The organism is Frankia sp. EI5c (assembly GCF_001636565.1).
Classification (GTDB): Bacteria; Actinomycetota; Actinomycetes; order Frankiales; family Frankiaceae; genus Parafrankia.
Genome location: NZ_LRTK01000144.1, coordinates 1 through 5,438, shown reverse-complemented (window position 1 = coordinate 5,438; position 5,438 = coordinate 1). Strand labels below are relative to the sequence as shown.

General features: G+C 61.2%; 2 protein-coding genes and 2 pseudogenes. All 4 read right to left on the bottom strand.

Annotation, left to right across the window (positions count from 1 at the left end):
• Positions 1-29: 29 nt before the first annotated feature.
• Positions 30-362, bottom strand: a pseudogene (locus UG55_RS48420) (AMP-binding protein); the annotation flags it as partial.
• Between the two features lies 1 nt (position 363).
• On the bottom strand, positions 364-1,328 hold a 965-nt coding region (locus tag UG55_RS48415; RefSeq protein ID WP_396231031.1), incomplete at its 3' end, for an AMP-binding protein.
• A gap of 378 nt (positions 1,329-1,706) precedes the next feature.
• Positions 1,707-2,405: acyl carrier protein (locus UG55_RS28060; RefSeq protein ID WP_242425167.1), on the bottom strand; the 699-nt coding region annotated here is incomplete at its 3' end.
• Positions 2,406-4,796: 2,391 nt separating this feature from the next.
• A pseudogene (locus tag UG55_RS28055) lies at positions 4,797-5,162 on the bottom strand (transposase); the annotation flags it as partial.
• Positions 5,163-5,438 lie beyond the last annotated feature (276 nt).

Genomic DNA, 5,438 nt, shown 5'->3' with positions numbered 1-5,438 from the left:
CACCAGAAACCCCAGGGCTGACCCACTGCCTACGCATCAGCAAACTTGCCGGGGCCCTGGGTGACGGACGGACCAGCGACCTCGATCTCGCCGACAGTCCTCTGAGGAAGATTCTCGCCGGTGGTTGTATCGACTATGCGAACCTGGGTATTTTGAACCGGTAAGCCCAGCCGGGTGAATCGCCGGACCCGTCCGCCAGACTTTACAGGTATAGCGACTTGATGCTGGGCGATGATGTCGGCGTCGATTTCATCGACCCGCAAACCCTCGCCATGACCTGGCATCGTGACCACCAAAGTCGCTTCGGCCAATCCATAACTAGCGGAGAAAGCCGTAGATCGCATCCCATGCCGGGCCGCTCCNTCAAGAAAACTCTCTATGATCTCCGGATCGATCGGCTCACCGCCGCTGACCGCGGTCCGAATGTTCGACAAATCGAGAACAGGCCCGGCCTTTAGTAGACGTCCGGCAACGGCGTAAGCCGACGCCGGACCAACGATGAACGTCGCCCGATGACGGGCCGCGTTGCGCATCCATGATTGAGGGGAAGCAAGGTAATCTGCCGGGGATCCAAGAAGAAGGTCGCAGCGCCCGCAGGCAAACTGGGTTGCCAGAACGCCGACTAGGCCCATGTCGTGCGAGAGTGGCAACCAGCTTAGTACACGCCCGGAATCCACCTTGTATCCGTCAGGCACCGCCTCATGACCGTAGAGTACCTGGTAGCCGGGGATCTTTCGGCCGCCACAAGTCACCTCATGCGGGTTGCGCTCCTTCAAAGCGGTAATATTTGCAGCGAGATTGCCGTGGCTGACCCGGACAATCTTGGGGTCACCGGTGGTGCCGCTCGTGAATTGTAGGATAGCCTCGTCTTCAGCCGTAAGGTCTGGCGGCTTCCAAGCCCCGGCATCTTCGGCTTTCGACACGTCAGCCATCCTTACGACCTCGGCACCGCTGGCCATCATCGGACCGGTCAGTGCCTCGAATTGCGCGTCGAGTAATACGAGCGATTCACCAAGCATGGCCACACGAGCACTGGTCTCGTCGATGTAAGTGCCGAGGTTGACGCCTCTCGCCGGCGTCGGCGCGAAGGTGACGCTAGCGCCCGAAAGCCACGTGCCGGCCACAGCAGTGACTGTCGGCCGTGACGGCATGCCCAGAATCACCACCCGTCTGCCGCGGCCAACTCCACGTGCGTTCTGCAGCCAGGCTGCGACGGTCTCGGCCTCAGTGAAGAACTCGGGCCAGCTAATTTCCGACTCATAGTCTGAGCTCAGAAAGACGATTCGGCCGTTGTGAACTCTTGCCCGTTCTATCCAATCAAGCAGCACTAGGAATGCCGGCTATCAGTTGAACCCGGCAGCCGGCGTCGGCTCTTGGCTAGGCAAAAAATGAAAATGATGGGCCCTCCACCCCAATCGGATAGGTATCTACTAATCGGAAACTCGGCTACTGGTTTCCGACGGCGGCATCGGTGCAGGTCAGGCGCCCGCAGAGTTCCAGTAAGTGGGTTTCCCTTCAGTAGTGGCGCCTGGGCTGCAGTACGTGTACTACGACTCGAGTTCCTCCGAGCCCTCCAGAGATAGCGCTTCACCCGGACGATATGCCGCTAGAATGAGTCGATCCCAGCGTCGGCCACGGTAATAGTCGTGATTCCGCAAACGTGCTTCGACCTGGAGCGCCCGCCCACCCGCGCTGGCGAACTGTTNGTAGTTAAATTCTGGCATCTCGAGATACAGTTTTCGGAACGGCCACACATCAAAAATGTACTGGATAAACAGCCGCACCGGCTCGACAGCGATACCTGATCCCAGGTATGGGCCAGCCATGGCAGCTCCTATATAGGCGTGCCCTAGATTGAAATCCGGGTTGTAACAGATTAGATGACCGGCTGGTTCATTCGTCTGGATAGACTCCGCCAGGAACTGGATTAACATCCCTTGCCAGAGCTCCTGCTCGAATTGTTGATAGGATGGCATCGAGCCACGGTAGCGCCAGCGAAATCCAACATCTGGACTGGTGGCTAGACTGTAGAGAAACGACACGGCTGATGGTGGAATGGGTGTTAGTCGGAAGAATCGCCCGGAGAGCACCGGCGGATCGATCTCGCCGACGGCAGTCGCGGCAGTATCCCCGATTCCCGCTGGTGGCGACGGATCAGCGAGAACAGTTTGTTGCTGCTGCATCTTTTCGCGATACCGGTCGTATAAATCGCCTATCGTCTGTGAAGCTAGCCAATCCCGCTCATTTATCTCAACCCCGAGTTCTGCCAGGGAGACAGCAAGCTCGAGCAGCTTAAACGAGTCCAATCCGTGATGTGCTCCTAGCAAAGACCCACCGGCTAGGACCTCGCGCGGAATGGCCGTTCGGTGACTGACAAGATTCTCGAAGGCGTCTTCTGCTAGCATGGCTCCTCGGGCGGAAAGATGTTCCGGATTTTCCGAGCTGGCCTGATACGGCAGCAGCGGAGGACCGTCATGCTCCGTTCTGTGGGGCCCTGGGGTGAAATCCCCCCGGGCTACCCGGCGGCTCAGGACACTAGGCGCAGTTAATCGAGACGCTGCTAGACTCATCGCTTCCCGTCTGGTAAGGAGGGCCCGCGTCAAGCTCGATGTAGGTCCTGTACTTGTAATAGGTCGACCCCGAGGGGGAGCAGCCGTAGGTCGCGGTTGGGGTTAGGGTTCCTGGGCCGTAACGCGATTCATTCCCGCTGAAGCCCACGGTCACGTAGATCCCACGGCTCGAGTCGTACTTCTCGATCCACACGTCGGCCAGCATCTGCCCGACGTCGCCTACGCAGGTTGCATTCGCGTCTGCGGTGATCAGACCGCTGAAGATCTGTGCCGGCGGATCGGCGACCGATGCACATGTCCATGCCTCTGCGGCAGCCCCGGCACTGGCGGCCGACTCGCCTTCCAGGTTGACCGAGCCAGGTTCCACTGCGACTGCTGGAGCTGCGGTTCCTAGGGCGACTCCGGCAACGAGGGTCGGAAAGCCCCATTTCATCAGGCTAGCTGGCCGGTCTGCATCTACTACTCTTCCGAACACATCTTCTCCTTACTCGACTCGTACCAATGAGCGCCGAACGGTTGATCGGCACGGAGGCTACCAGGAATCCAGTAAGTCGCAACCGTTTCGGGTTCGACCACTCGTTGTAACGCTGCTCAATTCATTCCCGGTCCTCCGCTCGAACGTCGCGTAATGACACGGCGGTCCGAGCGGCCGCATGAAGACTCTCCGCGTCCAGCACCAGCGTTCCCGAAATGGGATCGGGGCCGGAAAAACTGACGTCGCAGATCAGGGACCCTTCGGCCGGTAACGGACGGATCCAGTAACGAAGAATACTCCGTCCCACGCTTCCCCCACCGCCCAAAGGAAGCACTAGAGGATCACTGCCTGAGTAGCTGNACGACGCCGAAACCGTGCACGCGACTCGTTCTGGCGGCAAACTTCGTCCGCCTTTATCCCGCTCACCTGGCCGCTGAGTTACATCCTCCGCAGCCNACAGGACCCGAGCCGTGTGTGGTTCGGCCGTCAGGCGGCGGGGGATCGCCACCCTCTCAGGGATTAGACACAGAAGGTCCAGTTCGACGCCAGACCNCTGGACCCTCACGCCGGCCACCGCGACTACCGCCGCCTCAGACTGACAGATTATCGAGTTAACGACCAGTTGACCCGGTACGACACCGTGGTCGGGGACGAACATTTCGTCGGAGTATTCTGCGAAGCTGCTCACTGAAACCACGGCCTCTAAAATAGGTGCAGTTGCCTGGAATGCCGAGCGGGCCACTCGGCCGTGAATCCATCACAAGATGCCAGGTGCGATTCCAGTCGCGGGTCTCTGAACCGACAGAAGGCGGGCAGGTGCGGTAGACTGNCATGATGGTCCGGTTCCGCCTTTGGTCGATATAGTAGTCGTGCCCTTTTGCTTTGTCCTCGACGGAGAGCGCGTATTGGGCGGAATTCTCAAGCTGCCAAATCTTGAACTCCGGCGTATCGAAGCAGAGCTTCCCAANCGGCCAGAGTTCGAAGGTGCAACTNTGCCTCCAGCGGGCGGGAAGCGTGGACCAGACTTCGCGAGACAGTTTGTGCGGGTTTCGATCCCAACCCAAGGAAAGCGTTGCTACCTGTGGATTTCATGTGACACAAAGCATGCCATGCGGTCCCCCGAGAAACAAGTGATCTCCTTAGGGGTATAGCATACTAGAGCAGGTCGGACAAAGTTAAGCCTCTAGGGACTTTGGTCCCTAGAAGGTGTTCCACGGACACACGCACCTATCAGGGTGACCCACGAAGCCTGTTTGCGCAGGTAGACGGCGGTGCGTGGAGGGTGTGAGCAGAGCACGCTCGCGCTTTGACGGGTAGGTCGGGTAGGGGTTGGCCGGGTCTGCCTGGGTCGGGCTGGCCGTGACCGGTTCGTGGGGGCGGGCCGGTGGGACGGCACTAATNGGACGTACCGGGTCGCGGTACGNCAGGCTCGGTGCCGGTAGCTGCCGGTGGGTGAGCACTGTTGGGCACAGGGCCTGCGAGCCCTAGCAACAGACCGTGCCCCTGCCGGTGGTCGGGAGAGCGAACTACCGATGNGATGTCGTGGCCGTCGATCGTGACGTGACCATTTGACCATTAGCCTCGATCTTTCGCCAGGTGGCTGGGTCGGTTTGTCGGTCGTCCCGCCCCGTTTTTGATGTTGAGTTGTGCCGTCGGGGTGTGACGGGGTGGCCCGCTGTCGCGCGGGCTGGGGCGCTGGTCCACGGCCGGGGATGGTGCGAGGTCGTCGGGACAGGGGCAGGTCCGGGTGGCTATCCGGGGTCGGGTAGCGCGCGCAGGGTGGTCAGGGCCCCAACGGCCAGTGCTGCCCAGGGATGGTGGGCGGGCAGGTGGAGCACGGTGTGTCGTGCGTGGCGGGCGAGCCGTCCAGCGATGGTGAACAGCCTGTGCCGTAGGCGTTTCGGTTCCCACCGCCGGGCGGCGTGACCAGCCAGGGCGAGCATCTGGGTCCAGGCGAGCAGATCGAGTGCGAGGGAGACGACGGCGCACCAGACCCTGTTCTGGGTGAAGTCGTGCAGAGGCAGGTTCGCCAGGCCGGTGTCCTTCGCGGTGCGGATCCGGTCCTCGCAGCGGGCCCGGCGGTGGTGACGCAGTTCCAGGTCCGCGAGCTGGCCGCGGAACCTGTCAACCTGTTTGAGGCAGGGTCTTGCAGAAACTAGCCTGCTGCTGGGTCTTGCTGGTCGCTCGGTTCGTCCGCGACAGGCCGGTTGATCCACGCCGATTCCGGAAGCGCTGGCGNGGTCGGGGGTCGACGGAGGAACCGCTCGGGGTGCGCCGCGTAGGCGGCGTCCAGGACCGCGGTGCGGGCCTGGTGGACCTCGCCGGCGTGGCCGTGGTGGACCGTCGCCGGGGTGAGGTAGCCAATCCCGGAGTGGCGGTGGGTGTTGTTGTAG